Below are 18,941 nucleotides of genomic sequence, written 5' to 3' on the forward strand. Positions count from 1 at the left end.
GAGTGGAGTCGGCACGGGACGCCTGGGCGCGCAGAACGTCCCGTGCCGAGTCTGGGTGCTAGGGCTCCGTGCCCCAGGCGAGGGTTCCGCCGGTGTAGGCGGTCACCCGGTCGAAGTCGGTGAGGGTCGCGCTGACCCGGTAGCTGTGGTCGTCGGCCTGGTTGAAGGTCGACCAGTCGGACTTGGCGATCCGCAACTGGATGTCGCCGGTGCTCGCGCCCGCGGCGAGCGTGCCCGCGGCGAACGACACCTGGAGGTAGGAGTCGGCGCCCGGACGCGCGGCGGGCAGCTTCACGACGGTGGCGCGCACGTTCGCGCAACCGACCACCGCCCAGTCGCAGAAGACCTGGTAGTTGGCGTTGGCGCTGTCACCGGTGAACCAGTACCGGAGGGTGACCGCGGACCGGTCGACCGCCGTCGTGCCGCGGTTGACCACGGCCAGCGTCGCGCCGATCTGGTTGGCGCTCGCCGAGCCGTTGCCGCGCTGCTGCACGGCGACCGGGCCGGTCGCGCCGCCCGGCGTGGTCCGGAACGCCACCGCGGTGCTGGGCGAGGAGACGTTGCCGGAGGTGTCCTTGGCGCGGACGGTGAAGGTGTAGGCGGTGTCCGCGGTGAGGCCGGTCAGCTGGTGGCTCAGCCCCGCGGTGGTGGCGGCGACCGTCCCGTCCGGGCGGAGGACCTCGTAGCCCGCCACGGCTTCGTTGTCGGTGGAGGCGGTCCACGTGAGCGTCGCGCCGGTGCTCGTGACCGAGGAGGCGGACAGTCCACCCGGGACGGTCGGCGACTCGCGGTCGCCGGTGGTGTCCGAGGTGACCACGGTGATCACCGCGCTGGCGGCGGACCGGTTGCCCGCGGCGTCCCTGGCCCGCACGGTGAACGCGTGGGTGGTCGCCGGGGCGAGGCCGGAGAGCTGGAACGTCGGGGTGGCCGGGGCACCTACGGTCGTGCCATCCGCCCGGAGCACGTCGTAGCCGGTCACCCCGACGTTGTCGGTGGACGCGGTCCAGGTCAGCGTCGCGCTGGTGGCGCCGACGTTGGACGCGCGCAGCCCGGTCGGGACGGTGGGCGCCTCGCGGTCGACCACCGCCGCACCGGGTTCCTTGCCCCACTGCACCTGGCCGTCCTGGACCAGCACCAGGCGGTCGGTCAGCGCGACCGTGTTGCCCGTGCCGAGTCCCTCGAACGACCAGTCGTTGGACGGGTCCCAGGTGCCCGCGCTGGTGATGCGGAACTGGACCTCGTGCTTGTGCGCGGACTGCCCGCCGGGGTACACGCCGGGGCACGGCACGTCGACGTAGTACACCGACCCGCTGTGCTGCTTGGGGCCGCTGGGGGTGCCGCACTGGTTGTAGTTGGTGGTGACGGTGACCTGGTCCGGCGTGGTGGCGCCGTCGAGGGTGAAGTAGTAGCGCAGCGAGCCGTTGAACATCCGGGCGGGCCACGCGGTCTTGTTGAGGACGAACGCCTTGATCTCGGTGAAGCCGGCCGCGCTCTGGTTGACCGAGGCCTGCACGGTCAGCTCGGGGCCGTCCGCGGCCTCGGCGACCGGGAAGTTCGCCAGCGGCGTGCCGCCGTACTCCTTGTAGAGCCGGGCCAGCGCGCCGGTGAAGCCGGCGTTGTAGTCCAGCGCGACCTCGTTGGCGACGAAGTCGGTGCGGTCGTCCTTGTACGCGTCGTTGTTCGTGCCGGGGCCGCCGACCAGCGCGCCGTACAGGACGTGCCTGCTGGTCACGGGATCCTGCATGGTGTCGGCCCACGCGCCGTGCGCGGTGCGGTGGTGCGGGTTGCGCGGCGGGGTGGAGCCGAAGCCGACGACGTAGCTGGCGTTGCGCGGGTTGTCGCCCAGCGCGTAGTTGATCTGCCGCGCGCCGAAGTCGTGGTAGGCGGTGGCCCGGGCGGCGTCGCGCTCGCGCAGCCAGTCGCCGTAGACCAGCGCGACGAACGCGGTGTTGGCCGCGTACCGCAGCGAGCCCCAGGTGTCGAGGTGCGCCTGGCCGCCCGGCGAGTAGCGCACCCGGTTGCCGTTGTAGCCGGTGGTCCAGTAGTCCAGCCACCGGTTGGCGTCGGCGACGTACTCGGCCTCGCCGGTGAGCTTGGCCAGCAGCACGTACGCGCCGTAGGACTTGTCGTCCCACGCGATGGTCCACCGGTAGGACCGCGTGGTGGTCTGCGGCTCCGTGGACAGCTTCGGGTACTCCGCCTTGGCCTTCGCCAGGTAGCTCGCGTCGCCGGTGGCGCGGTACAGCCAGATCGCGCCCCACACGAGCTCGTCCTGGTAGCCGCTCCAGGAGTTGTAGAAGTTCGCCGAGTCGGTGATGCAGGCGCTGTACTTGCCGCGGTAGGTGTCGGCGAAGCTGTAGAGCTGCTTGGCGTGGGTCAGCAGCGTCGCCGAGTAGGTCGGGTCGGTCGCCTTGAACACCATCGAGGCCGACGCCATCGCCGCGGCGTACTCGCCCGCGAGGTCCGAGCCGGGGCAGGACGCGTCCACTTTGTACGACGGGCGGGCCATCTGCATGACCTCGGCCGCGCCCCACCACTTGTGGTCGTCGTCGCCCTTGCCGACCTGCCCGTACACCACGTTGGGCGACGGGTGGGCCTTGATGATCCAGTCCGTGCCCCACTTGAGGTTCGCCATCAGGTGCCGCAGCTGGCCCGAGCTCTCGTAGGCGTCGCGGTTCTCCACCGCGCCCCACGCCAGCATCGACATCGTGGCCGCGAACGGCAGGCCGAACTTGACGTGGTCGCCCGCGTCGTAGAAGCCGCCCGAGAGGTCGAGCCCGACGTCGCTGCCGTCGCGCAGCGCCGAGTCGCCGCGCCAGTTCACCCGGTTGTCCGCGGGCAGGTCACCGGACCTCTGGGCGTCGTAGAACCAGATCGACTTCTGCAGGGCCTCGCCGTAGTTGAACGCGGGCGCGGCCGTCGCGGACGGCTGGAACGGGGTCAGCGTCAAGGCGCTGACCAGCACGGCGAGCGTGCCGGCCAGCGCACCGGACATGCGTCGTCGCATGCGGTGCCTCCGAGGGGCAGGGCGGTGGAGGTTTCTGGGAGCGCTCCCAGTCCGGGACTGTAACGGCAACGAAACACCGTGAAAAGAGGGTTCAGCCACAAAGCCTTGACAAATTCGGCTTGCGGCCCCCCACCCCCTGGGCCGAACGTTGGCTCGCGCTGGGCTGAATGACCCAGTGTGGGGGAGCGCTCCCAGAACGTGATCACGAGGCGGCGCTACCTCGCCCGGCAGGTCAGCTCGGGCGTGGCCGCCGAACCGCTCGCGGTGTACCCGAAGGACCCCGAAGCGCCCGGCGCGAGCGTGCCGTTCCAGCCGACGTCGTCCACGGACACCGCCGTGCCGGTCTGGGTCAGCCTGCCGTTCCACAGCGAGTTGATCGTCTGGTCGCCGGCCCTCGTCCAGGTGACGGTCCAGCCGTTCAGCCTGGTCGTGCCGGGGTTGGCGACGGTCACCTCGGCCTGGAACCCGCCCTGCCAGGAGCTGGTCACCCGGGCCGTGGCCACGCAGCCGCCGGGCGGCGGCGCGGAGGTCGTCGTGGTGGTCGTGCTCGTGGTCGTCGTCGTCGAGGTGGTGGTGGTGGTGGTGGAAGTGCTGGTCGGGGTGGTGCTGGTGGTGGTCGGGCGGTAGCTCAGGCCGTGCCCGAGCGGGTAGAGGGCGGCCTTGCCGTCACCGGCGTTGATCGGCTGCTGGGAGCCGCTGCCCATCCAGGTCACGGGCAGCTTGCCGGTGGGGTTGTAGTCGCCGAACAGCACGTCGGCCACGCCGCGGCCCTCGGTGCCGGGCAGCCAGGAGGCGAGCAGCGCGTCCCAGTCGCCGACCTGGTTCGCGACGTCCAGCGGACGCCCGGACACGAGCACGACGACCACCGGGACGCCCGTCGACCGGAGCCGGTTGATCGTCTCCAGGTCCTCGCGGTCGAGGCCGAGGCCGTAGGGCCGGTCGCCCTGCCCCTCGGCGTACGGGGTCTCCCCCACCACCGCGATGGCCGCGGTGTACGAGCCGTCGACCCCCGCGCCGTACCGGTCGTGGGTGACCGTCGCGCCGGAGCCGACCAGGTCCCGGATGCCCTGCAGGATCGTGGTGCCCGGCGTGGTGTTGCCGCTGCCGCCCTGCCAGGAGATCGTCCAGCCGCCGCTCTGGTTGCCAATGTCGTCGGCCGACTTGCCCGCCACGAAGTACCGGCCGGACTTGGCCAGCGGCAGCACGCCGTCGTTGCGCAGCAGCACCTGCGACTGCCGCACCGCCTGGCGGGCCAGGTCGCGGTGCGCGGCCGAGCCGACCGTCGAGGTCAGCGAGCGGTCGGTGAGGGGTCGCTCGAACAGGCCGAGCTCGAACTTCTTGGTCAGGATGCGGCGGTTGGCGTCGTCGATCCGGGCCGTGCTCACGCGGCCGGCCTGCACCTCGGCCTTGAGCAGGCCGGTGAACCGCGGGTAGTCCGTCGGCACCATGACCATGTCGATGCCCGCGTTGACCGCGGCGGCGACCTCGGCGCCGGTGAACCCGGCCGCGCCGTCGAGCTGGTCGATGCCCGCCCAGTCCGAGACCACGAACCCGGTGAAGCCCAGCTCGGTCTTGAGCAGGTCGGTGATCAGGTAGCGGTGGCCGTGGGCCTTCACGCCGTTCCAGCTGCTGTAGGAGATCATCACCGAGCCGACGCCCCGGTCCACGGCGGCCTTGAACGGCGGCAGGTGCACCGAGCGCAGCTCCTGCTCGCCGATCCGCGCGTCGCCCTGGTCGTCGCCGCCCTCGGTGCCGCCGTCGCCGATGTAGTGCTTCGCGGTGGCGAGCACCGACTCGGGCGTGCCGCCGAGGGTCGCGCCCTGGAGGCCGTCGATGTAGGTGGTCATCGCGGTGGGGATCTCCGGCACCTCGCCGAACGACTCGTAGGTGCGCCCCCACCGGTCGTCGCGCGCCACGCACAGGCAGGGCGCGAAGTTCCAGTCGATGCCGGTGCCCGCGACCTCCTTCGCGGTGACCTCGCCGATGCGCTCGACCAGCGCCGGGTCCCGCGTCGCGCCCAGGCCGATGTTGTGCGGGAAGATCGTCGCGCCGCGCACGTTGTTGTGGCCGTGCACCGCGTCCACGCCGTAGATCAGCGGGATGCCCAGCGGCGTCGACAGGGCCGTGCGCTGGAAGTTGTCGTACATGTCGGCCCACGACTGGGCGGTGTTCGGGGTCGGCGCGGAACCGCCGCCGGACAGCAGCGAGCCGATCCGGTAGGTGGCCAGGTCCGCGGTGGACTTGAGCGCGCCGCGGTCGACCTGGGTCATCTGGCCGACCTTGTCGTCCAACGACATGCGGGCGAGCAGCTGCTCGACCCGCGGGTCGGCCCGGGCCGCGACCTGCGCGGTGGCGACCGGTCGCAGGTGGGGCACCAGCACGGTGGCGGCGAGGGCGACGGCCGCCAGCAGGGCCGTCGTCGCGGCCACCGCGACAGGTCGGGAGGGAGTGCGCGTCATTGCGTTGCCTCCGGGTCGGGAACGGGGTCCGAGAGAGGACTGGGAGCGTTCCCAGAGTAGGAATGTCCGGCTTTTCGCACCAGTGCTCGGCTTTCCGGCCTAGCGCGAGCGCCGCCGGCCAGAGCAATTCGACGAATTCCGGACATCAACTTCGACTCGGCGTGACGTGCATCTCAGTCACCCGATCAGGGTAATCATCTCAAGAATTTTTCACGCTCAGTGGTCAACACCTCGTTCACCGGCGGTCAGCCTGCCTCAGGCACTGTTCATCCGGCGTTTTCCTCACGGAACGTGAGAAACCAAGGAGGTCACCTGTCGAGCACGCCCTCTTTTCTTCACCGTTTCCGACTGGCTACAGTCCTGCCACCTGGGAGCGCTCCCAGGCGAGTCAGCCCCCGTTCAGCACCGACGCTGCGAGGACCTTCCGATGCGAGCACTCGACGCCCACGAATCCGGCACCGACATCCGCCGACCGCGCCACAAGGCGAGGCTGGCCGCGGCGGGCACGCTCTCCGGCGCGCTGGTCGCCAGTGCCGTCGCCCTGGTCCTCGGCGGCGGCGCGACGACCGCGCAAGCGGCCGACTCGGCGTTCTACGTCGACCCGAACACCTCGTCCGCGAGGTGGGTCGCGCAGAACCCCAACGACTCGCGGGCGGCGGTGATCCGGGACCGGATCGCCTCGGTGCCGGCGGCGCGGTGGTACACCACCACCAACACCTCGACGGTGCGGTCGGAGGTCAGCTCCTACGTGGGCGCGGCGGCGTCGGCGGGGAAGATCCCGATCCTGGTCGTCTACAACATCCCCAACCGCGACTGCGGCGGGGCCAGCGGCGGCGGCGCGCCCTCCCACGACGCCTACCGGGCGTGGGTGGACGAGGTCGCGGCGGGCTTGGCGGGTCGGCCGGCGACGATCGTGCTCGAACCCGACGTGCTGCCCATCATGAGCAACTGCCAGAGCGCCGACCAGCAGAACCAGACCAGGGCGTCGATGGCCTACGCGGGCAAGAAGCTCAAGTCCGGCTCCGGGCAGGCCAAGGTGTACTACGACATCGGCAACTCGGCGTGGCTGAGCCCGTCCGAGGCCGCCAACAGGCTCCGCGCCGCGGACATCTCCAACAGCGCCGACGGCATCGCCTCGAACGTGTCGAACTACCGCAGCACGTCCGACGAGGTCGCCTACACGAAGAACATCCTCAACGCCCTCGGCGACGGCAGGCTCACCGCCGTGATCGACACCAGTCGCAACGGCAACGGCCCGCTGGGCACCGAGTGGTGCGACCCGGCCGGACGCGCGATCGGCACGCCCAGCACCACCAACACCGGCGACTCCAAGATCGCCGCGTTCCTCTGGGTCAAGCTGCCCGGCGAGGCCGACGGCTGCATCGCGCAGGCCGGCCAGTTCGTGCCGCAGCGCGCCTACGACCTGGCCATCGCAGCCGGTCCGACGTCCACGAGCACCACGACGTCGACCACTACGACGACAACCACCACCACCACTACTTCCACGACCACTTCCACCACGACCACCACTCCGCCTCCAGGGGACGGATGCAGGGTGACGCACCGCGTGGTGAGCCAGTGGTCGGGCGGTTACACCGGCGAGATCGTCATCGAGAACCGGGGCGCGGCCCTCACCGGCTGGACCCTGACGTTCTCCGCGCCCGGTGTGACCGTTTCCCAGGGCTGGAACGGGACGTGGTCCGACGGCGGCGACATCGTCCGCGTCGGCAACGCGGCCTGGAACGGCGGACTCGCGACCGGTGGTACCGCGACCATCGGGTACAACGCGAGCTTCAGCGGCGGTACCCCACCGTTCACTTCTCCCACTTTGAACGGTGTGGCGTGCGGCTGACGCCGTAGCACCAGCCCTCGATGCGGCTCCCCTCCCCGACTGGCAGTCAACGGGAGGGGAGCCGCTCTCCTTATATCCTGGTGCGCGTGACCGAACCGATGTCCGCGGCCGTGCGCGAGGCGCTGTCGACCGACCCGTCCGCGCCCGCCGGGGCGTTGGCGGCGCTCGCCGACGACCCGAGCCCGGTGATCCGCGCGAACCTGCTGACCAATCCGGCCGTGCCCGCCGACCTGCGGTACCAGGTGCACGCGTCGCTGTCGGCGGAGGCGGCGGCCGGTGACCGCGAGGCGGAGAACGCGCTGGCGTGGGTGCGCTACGACCGCTCCGGCCGCACCGCGTGCGACCGACCGGAATGAGCGCCGGAGTGGGCGACCGCTGCCCGTGCGGGCGGGGTGAGCCGTACGCCGAGTGCTGCGGGCCGCTGCACCAGGGGCGGCGCAAGGCGCCGACCGCCGAGGCCCTCATGCGCTCCCGCTACAGCGCCTTCGCGGTGGGCGACGAGGACTACCTGCTGGCCACCTGGCACCCCGGCACCCGCCCGGCAGCGCTGGACCTCGACCCGGAGCAGCGCTGGACGCACCTGGAGATCCTCTCGCACACCGGCGGCACCCCGTTCCAGACGACCGGCACGGTCGAGTTCCGCGCCCACTACCGCCGGCAGGGGCAGCGGGACGTGCTGCACGAGAACAGCCGCTTCGTCCGCGAGGACGGCGCTTGGTTCTACGTCCGCCCCGCCTGAAACACCGGCCGCCCGCCCGACGATCTACCGGACATGGTCGAGCAGGCAGACGGCAGCTCAGGTATCTACGACGCCTTCCCGGGGTATCGCCGTCCGGCCGAGGACGAGGTGGCGGAGGCCCTCCGCTCCGCGCTGGTCGTGGTCGACGCGAACGTGCTGCTCAACCTCTACCGGTACACCGAGTCCACGCGTGACGACCTGCTCGGCCTGCTGCGCGGGGTGGGCGACCGGCTGTGGGTGCCGCACCAGGTCATGCGCGAGTTCTGGCGCAACCGGCTGACGGTCCTGGCCGGCCGTGCGGCGGCGACCGACCAGGTGCTCACGGCGCTGGCCAAGCAGCAGCGGGCCGCTGACGACGCGCTGCACCAGTGGGCGAAGACCACGGCTTTGGCCGACGCGGTCCGCGACGACCTCAGGGGCAAGGTCGCCGCGCTGCACCAGGAACTGGTGGTGGCCATCGGGTCGCACACCCCGCCGTCGCCCGACTCGCCGGGCGTGCCGGGACGCGAGCCGGTGCTCGACCAGTTGGAGGCGTTGTTGCGTGGCAAGGTCGGCGCGCAACCGGACCACAGCCAGTGGAAGGCGTTCGTCCAGGAGGGCAGACGACGTGCCGCCGCCAAGGAGCCGCCCGGCTACCTCGACGCGGGCAAGGACGACTCGGCCCTCCCCGAGGGCTCGGCGGGCGACTACCTGGTGTGGGCGCAGGCGACGCAGGAGGCGGCGCGGCGCGACACCGACCTGCTCTTCGTGACCGGCGACGAGAAGGAGGACTGGTGGTGGCGCTACCGGTCGGACTTCCTCGGTCCGCGGGTCGAGCTGGTGGAGGAGTTCGCCGCCGCGTCCGGCAAGCGGCTCTACATGATGCGCCCGGTCGACCTGCTCAGGCGGGCGTCCGCGTTGGAGGTCTCGGTGCGCACCGAATCGGTGAACGACGTCGCCCGGGTGAGCGAGAGCCAGGAGACCTCGCTCTGGTCGGTCGAAGGGGTGGCCGAGCTGCTCCGCCACCTCGACTTCGAGGAACGGCCGCAGGCCGAGGCCATCCGCAGAGCGGCCCGCCAAGGCGGGTTCATCAACGTGAAGTCCATCTACAGCAGCGACACCATCGACGAGCAGACGCGGCAGAGCTTCACGAGCCCGGTCGAGCGCATCACCCGCATGTTGCAGAGCCGCGACGTCGTCGCGCGGGACGTCGAGCCGGCGCTGTCGGCGGTTCTCAGCGACTCGGAGGTGGTCGGGTTCACCATCCCGCGTGAAGTTGTCGTCGCGATCGGCCCCGATCCCGCGGACGAGGACGGTGACCCCGCCTAGCGCGGGGCGTTCTGCGAGCCCCGGACGCCGGTGGCCGAGCCGCGCGGCAGGGTGCAGGCGGCGGAGGTGTTGAACGGGCCGGCGGTCGTGTCCAGACCGCTCCTGCGCGGGGTGGACTCGTAGCCCGCCTCGCACGGCGGCGGTTCGAAGAACGTCAGGGCCAGCCCGAACCGCGCCTGGCCGGAGGCGATGGTCGAAGCGCCCACCGAGACCGCGTCCGGCGCCGTCACCAGGACCTCCTCCAGCGCGCCCTGCCGGGTGACGAGCACGTCCGCCGTGGTCAGCAGGTTGGCCAGGACGACGCCCAGATTCGGCCCCGACTCCCGCAGCAGGGCGCTCACCTCGGTCGACGCGCCCGGCACGGCCCCGATCAGCCGCCGCAGGTCGCCGTCCGACTCGCGCAGCCGCGACGCCACCAGCAGCGCGCTGTCGGCGAAGGAGTTGATCGCCGCCGAGTGGTCCAGCTGCGTCCGCAGCACGGCGACGGAGTCGTTCAGCAACCGCGTGGTCTGCGGCAGGTGCGCGCTCGCGGTCCCGATGAACTCCGTGGTCGCGTCCAGCAGCACCTGGAGGTCCGGCCCGGTGCCGCGCAACGCCTGGTCCAGCTCGTCCACCACGGTCCGCAGCGAGTCGACCGGCACCGAGCGCGCCAGGTCGTCCAGGCTGGTCAGGACCTGCTCCACCGGCAGCGGCAGCCTGGTCCGCGACCGCGCGATCACCGAGCCGTCGCCCAGGTACGGCCCGCCGCTCCCGCGGGGCCGGAGGTCGACGTACTGCTCGCCGACCGCGGAGCGGTTCGCGACCACGGCCTCCAGGTCCACCGGGATCGGCGGGGCGCCCGCCGCGATCCGCAGCTCCACCTCGACCTGCCCGTCGCCCAGCCGGATCGGCCCGACCCGCCCCACCGGCACACCCCGGTACGTCACCTCGCCGCCGGTGAACAGGCCCCCGGTGCGGGCCAGCTCCAGCCGGACCGCGTACCCGTCGTCCACCACCACGAGCCCCACGTACTCCGCGCTCACGTACGTGACGCCGAGCAGCGCGATGACCGCGAACAACGCGACCTGCACCCTGATCCGCCGAGTGATCATCAACGCGCTCCGGGTCCCAGGGTCAGGTAGGTGTTGAGGTAGTCGCCCTTGATGCCGTCCAGCACGGCGTCGGTGAACGGGAACGTCAGCAGCATCTCCAGCGACTGCGGCAGGTTCTGCCCCGACTCGGCGAGCCGCCGCAGCGTCGGCTCCAACGCCCGCAGGTCGGCGACCAGGTCCTCGCGGCTGCGGTTCACCGTGTCGACCGCGACGCCGGACAGCTCGCGCAACGCGTCCAGCAGCCCGACGAGCTGCCCGCGCTGGTCGTGCAGCACCCGCAGACCCGGCTCCAGCCCGTCCAGCACCACGCCGATGTCCCCCTTGCGCGACTCCAGGGACGACGCGAGCTCGTCCAGCCCGTCGAGGGCGCGCGTGATCTCGCCCTTGTGCGAGTCCAGCGCGCCCACGAACGTGTCCACAGTGGACAAGAGCGATCTCACCGCGGCCTCGTTGCCGGACAGCGCGGCGCTCAGCTCGCGCGAGATGTCCCGGATCTGCGCGATGCCGCCGCCGTTGAGCAGCATCGACAACGCGCCGAACACCTCCTCCACCTCGGGGTTGCGGTTGGTCCGCGTCACCGGGATCACCGCGCCGTCCACCAGCGGCGTACCCGCCCGCTCGGCCGGCACGGCCAGCTCCACGTACTTCTCCCCCAGCAGGCTCGACTGCCGCAGCCGGGCCAGCGCGTTCGACGGCAGCAGCACGTCACCGCGCACCGCGACCCGCACCAACGCCGTGGAGCCGTCCTCGGACAACCCGATGTCCTCGACCTTGCCCACCGCCACGTCGTCCACCTTCACGCCGGCGTGCGGCACGAGGTCGAGCACGTCGTCGAACTCGACGGTCACCCGGTACGGCCGGTCGCCGAGGTCCGCGCCGCCGGGCAGCGGCAGGTCGTACGCGCTCGGCATCGCGGAGCACCCGGTCAGCACCAGCACCAGCGCCACCGCCGCGAGCCGCCTCACCGCGCGCCGCCGGGCACGCTCAGCAGGTCGGTCACGAACTCGTCGAGGTTGGCCCGCGCGTTGAGCGTCCCGGTCGCCGGGTCGTAGGCGTCGACCACGTTGTGCAACGCCACCGGCGCGACCTCCAGCACCTCGGTCAACGACTCCTGCTGGCGCACCAGGGTTCCGGTCAGCACGGCCAGGTCCTCCACACCGGACTTCACCCGGTCGCGGTTGTCGTGCACGAAACCGCGCACCTGCTCCAGCGCCGTGGCCAGCTCACCCAACGCCGCGCCCAGGTCGTCCCGCTCGGCGGCGAAGAACCCGGACACGTCGGCCAGCTGGTCGGCCAGGCGCCCCACCTGCTCGTCGTTCGCCGCGAGCATCGCCGTGAAGGTCTGGAGGTCGTCCACGGTGCCGAACAGGTCGTCCTTCGACCCGGCCAACGTCTTCGCCGCGTCCGCGAGCTGCCGGATCGACTCGCCCAGGGCCGCGCCGGTCCCGTCGAGGTTCTCCGCGCCGGTGCTCAGCAGGTCGGACAACGCGCCCTCCCGGTTGGCCCCGGTCGGGCCGAGCGCGGTCAGCAACGCGTCCAGGCTGGAGTACAGCTCGTCCAGCTCGACCGTCCCGGCCGTGCGCGCGCTGGTGATCACGGCGCCGGGCGCGATCTTGTCACCCCCGGTGTAGACGGGGGTGAGCTGCACGTACCGGTCGGCCACGATGTTCGGTGACACGACCACGGCGCGGGCGTCCGCGGGCACCTCCACGTCGTGGTCGAGTTCGAGGTCCACCCGCACCGACCCGCCCTCGGGCAGCACGCCGGCCACCCGGCCGACCTTCACCCCGAGCACCCGCACGTCCGAGCCCTCGTACACGCCGACGGCGGCGGTGAAGTAGGCGACGACCCGGGTGGGCGACGGCCGCAGGAAGACCCACCACACCACCGCTGTCGCCACGAGGACCAGCGCGAATGCCTGTGCCAACGCCACCACCAGCCGGCGGCGGCCACGGGTGCGCACGAACATCAGCGGCCTCCCGTCGGGCAGTCGCGTCGCGCGCCGGGCTCGACCACGAGCCCGCACAGGTAGGTGTCCACCCACTCGCCGTTGCCGAGGGCGTTGTTCAGCACCCGGTAGTACGGCCCGGCCAGCGCGAGCCCGCGCTCCAGCGCGTCCTGGTTGTTCCGAAGCACGTCGGTGACCCGTTCCAGCTGCTCCAGCGCGGGCCGCAGCTGCTCGGCGTTGTCCGCGACGAGACCGGAGAGCTGCCGGGACAGCGCCCGCGTCCCGTCGAGCAGCGCCGCGATCGCGTCCCGGCGGCGGCCGATCTCCTCCAGCAGCAGCGTGCCGTCGGTGATGAGGGCGGCGAAGTCGGTGTTGCGCTCCGCCAGCGCCCCGCTGACCTTGCTCGCGCCCTCGATCAGCGACGCGAGCTGCTCGTCGCGCGAGGAGATGGTCTTCGACAGCGCCGACAGCCCTTCCAACGCCTGCTTCACGTGCTCGGGGGAGTCGCGGAAGGTGTCCGAGAGGACCTGGAAGCTCTGCGCCAACCGGCCGGTGTCGATCCCGCCGACCGTGGTCGACAGCCCGCTGAACGCCTCGACCACGTCGTACGGGGAGGTGGTGCGCTCGACCGGGATGGTGTCGGTGAGCGGGTCGCGGCCCTCGGAGTCCAGCGCCAGGTACTTCTGCCCGAGCAGGGTCTTGATCCGGATCTCGGCCCGGCTGCGGTCGCCCAGCTCGACGCCGGCGACCCGGAACGTCACCCGCACCCGGCCGTCGTGCAGCTCGACGTCGGTCACCGAGCCGACCTTCATGCCCGCGACGCGGACCTCGTCGTCCACGCGCAGGCCGGCCGCCTCGGTGAACTCTGCGGTGTGCTCGGCGCCGCCGCCGAAGAACGGCAGGTCTTCGAGGAAGAAGGTGAGCAGGGCGGTGAGCGCGATGACCAGGAGGCCGACGGCTCCCAGCAGCACCGGTCGGCGTTGCCGCCTTCTGGGCGTCATCGGTGGCACCTCGATTCGGTGACGGGGATGCCGACCGGCGGTCCGCCGGGCGCGGGCGGCGCCTGCGAGGAGGCGAAGCACAGGTAGAAGTTGAGCCAGGAGCCGTAGGACGCGGTGCGGCCGATCGCCTCGAACTTCACCGGCAGGTTCCGGATGAACGGCTCCAGCTCGGGCGCGTCGCCGAGGTTGCCCGCGAGCAGCCCGAGCGCGGCGATGTCGTCCTTGAGCGGTTGGCGGCCCTGCTCCAGCAACGACGCCGTGCTGTCGCTCAACGCGGCCAGGCCGGTGATCGCGTTGCCGATCGGCTCCCGGTCGGCGGCGAACCCGGACACGAGCTGCCGCATCGAGGTCAGCAGCTCGCCGAACCGGTCGTCCCGCGAGTTCACCGTCTCCAGCACGGCGTTCAGGTTCGTCACGACCTTGCCGATGACGTCGTCCTTGGCGGCCAGCGCGGTGGTGAGCGACGCGGTGTGCGCGAGCAGGCTCTCCACCGTGCCGCCCTCGCCCTGCAGCACCTGGACGATCTCGTGCGACAGCTTGTTCACGTCCTCCGGGTTCAGCGCCTGGAACAGCGGCTTGAACCCGTTGAACAAGGTGGTCAGGTCCAGCGCCGGGGTGGTCCGCTCGACCGGGATGAGACCGCCGGGCGGCAGCTTCTCCCCCAGCCGGCCCGCGGGCTGCTCCAGCGCGACGTACCGCTGGCCGACCAGGTTGCGGTACTTGATGGCGGCGGTGACGTCGGCGGACAGCGACCGGCCGTCGGCGACCGAGAACGCGACGTCCACCAGCTCGTCGTCGACCAGCTCCATCGACTCGACCTGGCCCACCTTCACCCCGGACATGCGCACGTCGTCGCCCTCGGCCAACGCCGTGACGTCGGTGAACCGCGCCTGGTAGACGGCCGTCGAACCGACCCGGCTGCCCGCGACGGTCGCCGCGAGGAACCCGGTGGCGGCGACCGTGACCAGGACGAACACCAGGAACTTGGTCAGCGGCGCGGCGACGTCCCTCATCGGTGCCCTCCTTCTCGGCCGCCGGTCAGGAGACCCGCCCACTCGGGCACCCGGTCCGGCGCGACGGCGGTGGCCGGGCCGGACGGGCAGTGCGGGCCGCCGCCCCGGTGCACCGGGTCGTCCCGGCCGGGCACGTACTTCTCGGCCGGCGGTACGACGGTGAACTCGACGTGCACGCCCGGCTGGTCCGTGCCCTTGCCGAGCACCTGGTCCATCCGGGGCCGGATGGCGTTGACCGCGCTCAGCACGCAGCCGAACTCGGGCGAGTAGGTGGCGAGCAGCTCGAACGTCGGCCGCGACCGGTCCGCGAGCGCCACCACCGTCTCGCCGTTGGCGCGCAGGAACCCGGTCAGGTCCGCGGACGCGGTGGTGAGGCTGGAGTACACGGCGTCGAGGTCGGCGCGCTGCTCGGCGATGGTGCGGCTGACCGCGGTGGCGTCGCTCAGCGCCCGGAGCAGGTCCGGTCCCGCGTCGGCGTACACGCCGGTGACGTCGGCGAACTCGCTGATGTCCTCCTTGAGGACGGGCAGTTGCGGGTTCAGCTCGCGCAGGTAGGCGTCGAGCCGCACGATCGCCTGCCCCAGCGTCGCACCGCGCCCGTCGAGCGCCTGCGCCATCGACGTCAGCGCGGAGGAGAGCTTGTCCGGCCGCACGGCCTGCAACGTGGGCAGCAGGTCGGCGAGCACCCGTTCCAGCTCGACCGCGCCGGACGTGCGGTCCTGCTCGATCACGGCGCCGTCGCCGAGCGCGCCCGCCGGGTCTTCCGGCAGCTCCAGGCTGACGAACCGCTCGCCGAACAGCGTCTTCGGCAGCAGCCGGGCGGAGACGTTGGCCGGGATGCGGTCGACCTGGCCGGGGTGCAGGCCGAGCTCCACCTCGGCGCCGTCGCCGCGCGAGCGGATCGCCCGCACCTCGCCGACCAGCACGCCGAGCAGCTTCACGTCCGACTCGGCCTGGAGCTGGTTGCCGACGTGGTCGGTGCGCAGCAGCACGGTGACCCGGGGCGTGAACACCTTCTGGTACGCCGCGACGGACAAGCCGCACAGCGCGACGAGCAGGGCGGCGAACAGCAGCCCCGACAGGCGACGGCGTAATGCCACGGGTATTCTCCGAAAGTGCGGTGCGAATAAACCGAAATGACGTTACCGACGAGTACGTTACTAACGGGCGGTCCACCGCACAAGCACCGGAAACCTTTGTCAGGCACGTGACAAAGTTGGTGCGCGAAACACTCACCCGGCTGCACAGACCCGATCGGAGCCTGGCGCCCCGGCCCGCGGTGCGGCTAACAATGATCGGCGTGGTCGACGATCGGGGGTGCACGCTTGGCACAGTCGGCGCACTGCGTTCGGGTGACCCGCCGCGCCGGGACGGTCCAGCCGCGCCGGCCCGATCGGGTGCCGCGGGCACCGGTCGAGGCGCCCGCCCGGGACCCGGCGTCCGAACGGGCGCCCGGACCGGTGTCGCGGCGGCTCGACGCGAGCCGGACGACCGGGTCGGCCGCACGGCTCCGGCCGCGCCGCACCCGTGCCGGGGGTGCGCCCGCGGCGGGGCGGACCGCCGGATCACCGGGCCGGGCGCGGCCGAGGCGCAGCCCCCGCCGGCCGGGCCGAGGTGTCGCGCCCACCGACGCCGTTCTTGTCACGCGGCGCGTGACAACACCGGCGACTTTGTCAGGGCAGTGCGCCCTGGTTGACAACTTTTCTTGATCAAAAATACAGTGTTCGGAATCACACCCGACCGTTTGGTGGTGGGCGAACAGCATGAACAGAACCGGAGAACTCCGAGCCTCCGAGTTACCGCTCATCGGGAACGCGGACCTGTGGGAGCAACTGCCCGCCGACCTCGCGCCGAAGTTCCGCGCGCGGGCCGGCGACGTGGCCGTGGACATGGTCCGGGAAATCCAGAACCAGATCTCCGAATATTCACAGAAGTTGGAGGGGATGTTCGGCCAGGTGGTGGTCGAGGGAGTGGAACAGGCGATCCACCAGTTCATCGACCGGATGGTCGACCCGACCGCGCAGCGGGAGGACCGGGCCAAGCTGTTCCGGCTGCTCGGCAAGCTCGAGGTCAGCGCCGGGCGCAGCCTGGACCTGCTGCAGACCGCGTACCGGATCGGGGCGCGGGTCGCGTGGCGGCGGATCTCCGAGTTCGGGCAGACCGAACGCGTGCCGCTGGCCACCATGTGCCTGATCGCCGAGGCGATCTTCGCCTACATCGACGAGCTGTCGTTGCGGTCGATGGAGGGCTACGCCGAGGCGCAGGCCCGGCACGCGGGCGCGGTGCAGCGGCGGCGCAAGCGGCTGCTGGAGCTGCTCCTGGGCGAACCGGGCTACCACCCGAACGCGCTCACCGAGCTGGCCGAGGCCGCGCACTGGCCGTTGCCCGACAAGGTGCTGGTGGTGGCCCTGGAACGGCGCACCGACCAGCACCAGCTGCCGATACCGGTGCTGCACGAGGACATCCTGATGGACCTGGAGGGCAGCGAGCCGTGCCTGCTGCTCACCGACCCCGAACGGCAGCTGGTCGCGCTGGAGCAGAAGCTGGGCGGGTGGCGCGCGGCGGTCGGCCCGGTCGTGCCGCTGACGTCGGCCCGGCAGTCGCTGCGCTGGGCGCGCCGCACCATCACGCTGATCCAGTCGGGCGTGATCGCGGACCGGCCGATGGTGGACACCACCGAGCACCTGTCGACGTTGCTGCTGCTCGGCGACGAGGAGCTGGTGCGCGAGCTGGTGAAGCGGGCGCTCGCGCCGCTGGAAGGGCTCACGCCGAAGCAGCAGCAGCGGATGCGGGAGACGATGACCGCGTGGGTGGAGACGCGCGGCAGCGCGCCGGAGGTCGCGTCGAGCCTCGCCGTGCACCCGCAGACGGTCCGCTACCGGTTGCGGCAGCTGGAAGAGCTGTTCGGGGCGAAGCTGCACGACCCGGACGCGTTGTTCGACATGGGCATCGCGCTGCGGGCGCTGCGGCTGCTGGGCGACGCGGCCGGGCAACCGCGGCGGCTCGGCCCGGCGGGGCCGCCGGGGTTCACGGGGCCTCCGGGAGCAAGGTCAGCGTGAGGTCGAGCCCGTTGCCCGGTCCGGAGATCAGCCCGGTCAGCAGCGGGTCCAGCCGCTCGCGGCCCTGGCAGCCACCGAAAGGCGGAATCGCGTAGACGCCCGTCATCCGCATCTTCGCCAGCTCGAACGGACCCTCCAGGTCGATCGACGCGGGTTCGACGGTCTCGCACGTCCCGCCGACGTCCAACGGCTGCCGGTCGACGGCGACGTCGGCGAGCTCGACGACGAGCCTGGTGCTCGCGCGGACGTAGCCGTCCACGATCGTCCCGGTGACCTCGACGACCGGGACCAGGTCGGCGCGCGCGGTGGTGGGCACGAAGCCGAACACGACGAAGTAGCCGAAGCTCGGCGGCAGCGACAGGTCGCCGGTGATGGTGCCGCTGACGAGGTCGATCTCGGCTTCGAGGATGCCGGGGCCGATGGCGAGCTCGGACTGGAGCTTGTGGATCCGGCTGACCCCTTCGACCCGGTAGACGACCTTGATGCCGGCCGTCAGCACCGGGGCGCGCACCTCGGCGTGGCGCACGACCCACGTCGGGGTGAGCGCCGCGCCCAGCAGCGCGGCGACCGCGGCCAGCACCACCGCGACCCTCACCGCCCGGCTCCGATCATTCTTCGAAACTACTTTCCCGGCCTGGGCCGCACAAGCGCCGGCCATTGATTTGTCACGTGCGTGACAAACTTTTCCAGCCCTTTTGTCGCCCGTCTGACATCCCCGGAAAACGTGAGCGAAATACTTGCCCAACTCGGTCGACAAAGCTACTTTACTGACGAGTAGCTTCCGCCGCACTCCGAACACCCCGTTTTCGCACTGCTCTCGACGAGGAGACGCACATGCTGAAACTCACTGGCCGGACGGTCATCGGCGCACTCGCGGTCGCCACCGCCGTCATCGGATCGGTGGCGTTCGCCGGCGCGGGCACCGGCATGGCCGCCACCAAGAGCCTGACCCTGGCGTACAGCTGCCCGTTCCCGTTGATCGGCACGCAGGAGATGACGGTCCGCATCACCGTGGCCGACCTGGCCGACTCCGCGGTGGTCGGCCAGCCCGTCCCGGCCACGAGGGTGACCGCCGTCGCCACCGTGCCGTCGAGCGCCACCCTGGGACTCAGGCTGGTCGGCGCGACGACCGTCGAAGGCACCGCGGTGGCGAGCACCGCGGTGGACAACGCGGGCGCGGTGCAGGACGTCGTGGCCAACCTCGTGGTGGCCAAGACGAACATCCCGGCGTCCGGCTCGTTCAACACCATCGCCACGGGCGGCACGGCGCCGGTCACCTTCACCAGGGCGGGCACCACCACGGTCCGGGTCGGCGCCTTCAGCACCACGTTGACGCCGCGCCGGGCCGACGGCAGCTTGACCGGCCTCGGCACGTTCACCTCGCCCTGCACGCTCAAGGCGAACCAGAACACCCTGCTCCACACCTTCACCGTGTCGGCCGCCTGACCGTCGTCGACGGCACCG

The 18,941-nt window shown here is 71.6% G+C and carries 15 protein-coding genes and 1 pseudogene; 6 read left to right on the forward strand and 10 right to left on the reverse strand.

Features of this window, described 5'->3' with window-relative positions:
- Nucleotides 1-58: 58 nt before the first annotated feature.
- From EDD40_RS07985 to EDD40_RS07990, 3 genes and pseudogenes are all read right to left on the reverse strand, one after another.
- Entirely contained in the window at nt 59-3,007 is a 2,949-nt protein-coding gene (locus EDD40_RS07985; protein WP_123742337.1) for a glycoside hydrolase family 9 protein, read from the reverse strand.
- Nucleotides 3,008-3,222: 215 nt separating this feature from the next.
- Nucleotides 3,223-3,510 (reverse strand): cellulose binding domain-containing protein, encoded by a 288-nt coding sequence (locus EDD40_RS43310; RefSeq protein WP_246038301.1) that lies wholly within the window; start codon nt 3,508-3,510, stop codon nt 3,223-3,225.
- 117 nt (nt 3,511-3,627) lie between these two features.
- Nucleotides 3,628-5,466, reverse strand: a pseudogene (locus EDD40_RS07990) (glycoside hydrolase family 3 protein); the annotation flags it as partial.
- A gap of 427 nt (nt 5,467-5,893) precedes the next feature.
- Between EDD40_RS07990 and EDD40_RS07995 the strand changes: the two are divergent.
- The 4 genes from EDD40_RS07995 to EDD40_RS08010 all read left to right on the forward strand — a co-directional run bounded on the left by EDD40_RS07995 (nt 5,894) and on the right by EDD40_RS08010 (nt 9,365).
- A complete protein-coding gene (locus tag EDD40_RS07995; RefSeq protein WP_123742339.1) occupies nt 5,894-7,318 on the forward strand; it encodes a glycoside hydrolase family 6 protein in 1,425 nt (474 codons plus the stop codon).
- An 86-nt stretch (nt 7,319-7,404) separates the two neighbouring features.
- Complete coding sequence (locus tag EDD40_RS08000) at nt 7,405-7,674, forward strand: hypothetical protein (RefSeq protein WP_148088726.1); 270 nt, start codon at nt 7,405-7,407, stop codon at nt 7,672-7,674.
- Complete coding sequence (locus tag EDD40_RS08005; protein ID WP_123742341.1) at nt 7,671-8,057, forward strand: YchJ family protein; 387 nt, start codon at nt 7,671-7,673, stop codon at nt 8,055-8,057. Before EDD40_RS08000 ends, EDD40_RS08005 begins: the two co-directional genes overlap by 4 nt.
- A 33-nt stretch (nt 8,058-8,090) precedes the next feature.
- Nucleotides 8,091-9,365 (forward strand): PIN-like domain-containing protein, encoded by a 1,275-nt coding sequence (locus EDD40_RS08010; RefSeq protein WP_148088727.1) that lies wholly within the window; start codon nt 8,091-8,093, stop codon nt 9,363-9,365.
- On the opposite strand, the gene EDD40_RS08015 is transcribed toward EDD40_RS08010, so the two are convergent.
- The 6 genes from EDD40_RS08015 to EDD40_RS08040 are packed head-to-tail and all read right to left on the reverse strand — an operon-like array spanning nt 9,362 to nt 15,518.
- Nucleotides 9,362-10,456 (reverse strand): MCE family protein, encoded by a 1,095-nt coding sequence (locus EDD40_RS08015; protein ID WP_123742343.1) that lies wholly within the window; start codon nt 10,454-10,456, stop codon nt 9,362-9,364. The genes EDD40_RS08010 and EDD40_RS08015 overlap by 4 nt on opposite strands.
- A complete protein-coding gene (locus EDD40_RS08020) occupies nt 10,456-11,421 on the reverse strand; it encodes an MCE family protein (protein WP_425471141.1) in 966 nt (321 codons plus the stop codon). The genes EDD40_RS08015 and EDD40_RS08020 overlap by 1 nt, the downstream gene beginning before the upstream one ends.
- Nucleotides 11,418-12,425 carry an MCE family protein gene (locus tag EDD40_RS08025; protein ID WP_123742344.1) on the reverse strand — a complete coding sequence of 336 codons (1,008 nt, stop codon included), beginning with the start codon at nt 12,423-12,425 and terminating at the stop codon, nt 11,418-11,420. Before EDD40_RS08025 ends, EDD40_RS08020 begins: the two co-directional genes overlap by 4 nt.
- Nucleotides 12,425-13,405 (reverse strand): MCE family protein, encoded by a 981-nt coding sequence (locus EDD40_RS08030; protein WP_123742345.1) that lies wholly within the window; start codon nt 13,403-13,405, stop codon nt 12,425-12,427. The genes EDD40_RS08025 and EDD40_RS08030 overlap by 1 nt, the downstream gene beginning before the upstream one ends.
- Nucleotides 13,402-14,418 (reverse strand): MCE family protein, encoded by a 1,017-nt coding sequence (locus EDD40_RS08035; protein WP_123742346.1) that lies wholly within the window; start codon nt 14,416-14,418, stop codon nt 13,402-13,404. The genes EDD40_RS08030 and EDD40_RS08035 overlap by 4 nt, the downstream gene beginning before the upstream one ends.
- A complete protein-coding gene (locus EDD40_RS08040) occupies nt 14,415-15,518 on the reverse strand; it encodes an MCE family protein (RefSeq protein ID WP_170184996.1) in 1,104 nt (367 codons plus the stop codon). The genes EDD40_RS08035 and EDD40_RS08040 overlap by 4 nt, the downstream gene beginning before the upstream one ends.
- Nucleotides 15,519-16,181: 663 nt before the next feature.
- On the opposite strand from EDD40_RS08040, the gene EDD40_RS08045 reads away from it, so the two are divergent.
- On the forward strand, nt 16,182-17,477 hold the full coding sequence (locus EDD40_RS08045; RefSeq protein ID WP_123742348.1) for a PucR-like N-terminal domain-containing protein: 1,296 nt from the start codon (nt 16,182-16,184) through the stop codon (nt 17,475-17,477).
- Here EDD40_RS08045 and EDD40_RS08050 read toward each other — a convergent pair.
- The gene (locus EDD40_RS08050; protein WP_123742349.1) at nt 17,446-18,072 is read right to left on the reverse strand and encodes a hypothetical protein; all 627 of its coding nucleotides are present in this window, start codon (nt 18,070-18,072) and stop codon (nt 17,446-17,448) included. The genes EDD40_RS08045 and EDD40_RS08050 overlap by 32 nt on opposite strands.
- 239 nt (nt 18,073-18,311) lie before the next feature.
- Between EDD40_RS08050 and EDD40_RS08055 the strand changes: the two genes are divergently transcribed.
- Entirely contained in the window at nt 18,312-18,923 is a 612-nt protein-coding gene (locus tag EDD40_RS08055; protein ID WP_123742350.1) for a DUF6801 domain-containing protein, read from the forward strand.
- Nucleotides 18,924-18,941 lie beyond the last annotated feature (18 nt).

Origin of the sequence: Saccharothrix texasensis, assembly GCF_003752005.1 — a bacterium.
Classification (GTDB): Bacteria; Actinomycetota; Actinomycetes; order Mycobacteriales; family Pseudonocardiaceae; genus Actinosynnema; species Actinosynnema texasense.